General features: G+C 37.4%; 1 protein-coding gene. It reads right to left on the bottom strand.

The genetic code is table 11. The features are described from left to right. A partial coding sequence (locus Q4586_RS13870) for an autotransporter outer membrane beta-barrel domain-containing protein (RefSeq protein WP_303529964.1) occupies positions 1 to 4,451 on the bottom strand: 4,451 nt, incomplete at both ends.

Raw genomic sequence — 4,451 nt, 5'->3', positions numbered from 1 at the left:
GCATCTGAATCATTTTCACAACTTACTTCTTTAGTTACAACTCCTGTTACCGATAATATTGCCGTTGGCTCATTTATTGTAAACTCATTTGTATTTATGGTACAGAATGGTGTGTTTGTCATAGTTACTGCTACATAATAGGTACCTTCTGGTAATCCTGTAATAGTCTCTGTGGTTCCGCCATTAATTCCTGTTCCGGTAATTGTTGTTGCTGTTCCGCCTTGTTCAAAAACTACATAGTCATAAACATCCGTAGCTCCGTTAAAAGGAGTACTCGCATCAAAAAATACATCAATACTTCCGCCTGCTACTCCAAAACATGTTGCTTGCGCATTGTTCGCAATCACCGTATAACTTGGCTCAGTTCCTACCGTATAATCTTTAGTAAACACACAGCCTGTTGTTGGATGTGTTGCCGTTATCGTGTACGTTCCTGTTGGTAAATTGGTAAACGTTAACGCTGCATCTGTTGCTGGTGTTACTGTCTCACTTGTTGGCCCTGCATATCCTGCCGGAGCACTTGTTATAGCATAAGTAACATCATCAATATCGGTACTTGTTTTTACTGAGATATTCTCTCCTATTCCACACTCGATATCTTTTACTGAACTGATATTAATATCGGTAATCGCTTCAAATGGAGCTATTATTGTAGATAATGATACTGCACTACAATTTGCACTGTCTACAATACGTATATAATAACTTCCGCCTGTAACATCACTTATTGAAAATACATGATTCGTCCCGGTTACTGTTACCGTACTTATTTGAACATCATCTGCTGTATTTGTTAAATTATCTGGTGAATTGTTTCCACTAACATCATGGTACAACTCTACGGTTGAATATACAGTTGTTCCGCCTGAAACTCCTGATCCGTCTAATGCATTAATGCTTAACGTAGCGTTGTTTACATCATTTCCTGTGGTACATCCAAATTGAACTACTGTTGGTGCGGTTACTGTTAATACCGGATTATCATTTACGACAACATCTGCCACATCTGTCGAACAGCCATTATCGCCCTCAACCGTTACCGTATAAGTTCCTGCTGGTACATTGATAAATGAATTTGTCGCTGCATCCCATGTTGCTTGTCCTGCTCCTAAAACTGGTAAATCTGTTTTAACAATACTATATGCTAACGGTGTTAAGCCTGCAGTTACATCTACTGCGATACTTCCTGTCGCACTTCCATTACACGTTGCATTTGTTACAGATGTGCTAAATACAGGCACTACGGCTGGGGCTACGGTAAATACTTTTGTATTTGTACAACCTTCTGCAGTATCTGTAATCGTTATAGTGTATTCATCTGCGATTGCTGTACTAAAAGTAAAAGGTGTTGCTGGTAAAGGTGTACCTGCTGCAACTACAACGGTATTTGACCCACTGTCATTTCTAATAACTTCATAGGTATATGTTCCACTTCCAGTAACGTTATCTATTTCATACGTTGCTTCGTCTCCTGGTGCAGGGTCACATGTTAAATTTTTAGTTAAATCAACAGTGTATTCTAAACTTGGTTGAATATCAGCATTTGTAGTAACAGTACATCCGTTGGCATCTCTTACTGTAATCACATGATTACCTGGTGTTAAGTTTTGTGCTATAAATTCAGCATAACCTAAAGCGCCATCTAAAGCAATATCACCACTAAAGGTTCCGCCGTCAACTGAAAACTGATAAGGTTCTTTACCACTATTTACTCTAGTTGTTATTGTTTTGTTTGCATCACAGCTATTAGGGTCGGTATATATAACTACTGGAGGTTGACTTACTATTAGGTTAACTGCCCCTATTGTTTCTGTACAACTATTACCATTACTATCTGCAATTGTAACAGTAATACCAGTAACATTACTTGTATTAGTTATTACATCTGCATAAGCAAATTCAATAGTATTTCCTATAACATTAGCACTTGCTGTAGAAAAATTAGTAGCAGTTGCTACGGTATATGTATAAGGCGCTGTTCCTCCTGTTACATTATCTACTCTTATAACTCCGTTACGAGTACATGTTATATCACTTACTACGGTTAAATTACCTGTAATTGGTTGTGTTTCTTGTATTTCAATATCTCCACTTGCCCATTTACATGAACTTGGTGTTCCGTTATCTACTTCTATAACTAAAAAATATCTTCCAGATGCTAATGAACCTAAGGCTGCTGCTCCAGCAACAGAACTATCTAAGGTGAATGGATATACTACTGGTGCAGTTATTGTTCCTGAAACACCTCCTACTGGAGAATCTGTAACTCCATCATATAATTCCCATATGAAATCTTTTCCTGGAGCTGGAAGAGCTAGAACATTATCTTCATCATCTATTAGAAATGATAATGATCCGTTATTAGCACCGTTACAAGATTGACTTGTTGCTGTTGGTGTAATATTTACATCAAAGCTTGAGTCCGGGAAAATTATAGGGATATCAGGGTCATTTGTTTGAACACAACCGTTAACATCCTTTACATAAAATAAGTAGTTTAACCCAGGGATAATATCATTAAAAACTTTCTCATCTGGGGTTAAAATAAGGTCATCTGCTGGATGCCAAGTACCTGTATTTACTGGATCCTCTGTACTAATTCCAAACTCATAAGGCCCTGTTCCTCCAATCGCTTTAACAGTTACAGAATATCCTACTATACAATCACCTCCTGGAGTAATATCAACAACAATACCTTCTACTTGAAAAGGCATTACAAAAATACCGTTATCTACCTGACAACGTGTTGTTCCTCCATCTACAATTCTTATTGAAGGGTAATAAGTTTGCCCTTGAACTAAATTTCTTACACTATATAAATTATCTCCAGGTGTTGCTGGAGGAATGCTAATAGAATGCATTGCTGCAGTAATAGGATTCCAATTTGTTCCATTATCTAATGAGTACTCTAAAGAATATGGTGCATAATCAGCAATTGTTAAACTACCAAAATTGAAATCAAAACCTGTATTTATTGGATCTACTATAGCACAATTTGGCGGTAAAACAGGCTCAATATCCATTACAATAGCAGGTGGATTAGCTAAAGTTAATGGAGTTACAATACTTATACAACCTAAGGCATCTGTTATTTCAACCGTATATGTTTCAGCTGGTAAATTATTAAAGCTAAAAGTATTTGTTGTGTAATTTGTTAATGTTTCAGCTCCAATAACACCGCCACTATTTGCAAGTGTAATTGTATAAGGTGCTTGCCCCGTATTAGCTGTTACTACACCATCAATACTTCCTGTATCACCATTACATGTTGGCTCATTTACTGTTGCTGTGATGGCTATTGGAGTAATTAAATCTATGACAACATCTTCAATTATATATTCACAACCTGCATCGTCTCTTACATAAACATCGTAAGTATCTGCATCTAAACCTGTAATTGGATTTGTAGCTGTAAAGTCTCCTACGACAGGTGCTGGTGATCCATTTGATATCGCTGCATATACATAACCTACTCCTGAACCTCCTGTTGGGGTTACTGCTATTTGACCTGTTGGAGTTGCAGGTGGTAAAGGCGTACAACTTGCATCTGTTGGTGTTGCACTTGCTGTTAACACAGAATTTATAGTAACGTTTTCTGTTTCTATACATCCTGAAATATCTCTAATACTTACCGTATAAGCTACATTTGCTGATAAGGCTGATATAGTAAAGCTTGTTGCGTTAGCTGGTGTTGGAGTTGTCCAATTAGTACCATCGGTACTATATTCATAGCCTCCATTACCATTAGTAACATTTACATCAATTTTTCCATCTGATCCATCAAAACATTGAGGTATAGCTGTAAATGTAATATTTTCTTTTACTGGTACATTTACTAATAATGGAGCTGATGTACAACCCTCTGCATCTGTGGCTACTACCCAATAATCTCCCGAAGTATCAATATCGGTAAATGGTGCGCCTGTTTGAACTGCTGGTGCAGTTGCTGTTGCATTGTCAAATAATGCATACGTATAAGTACCTCCGTTTCCTCCGGATGTGGTTCCGGTTATACTTATCGTTGCGCCATCTAATGTAGGGTCTGTATCACAAGTAATTAGTTTTGTTACACTTGCCGCTACTACTATTGGTGATGGATCTGATAAATCTTCACTCAAAGATACATTACACGCTGCCGGTGAAGTATTATCTGGTCGTACCGATATATTATGAGTTACATTACCTAATCCTGTGATAGTAAACGGATTTGTTGCCGCCGCACTCCAAATAGTTCCTCCATCTAATGAATACTCAAAACTTGTTGGTGTACTTGATGGAAATGCTGCTGTTATTTCAATACTTCCGTTACTTTCTCCTATACATCTTGGATTTGTAAAATCTGTTATTTGTGCGGTAAATGCCTGATTATTTAAAACTGTAATATTAGTTACATCCACTGTACAGTCGCTTCCGTAATCAACTGTTACAGTATAAGTCCCATCAGATAATCC

This window comes from Tenacibaculum soleae, assembly GCF_030549005.1.
GTDB classification, from domain to species: Bacteria; Bacteroidota; Bacteroidia; order Flavobacteriales; family Flavobacteriaceae; genus Polaribacter; species Polaribacter soleae.
This window is presented reverse-complemented; position numbering and strand designations above follow the sequence as displayed.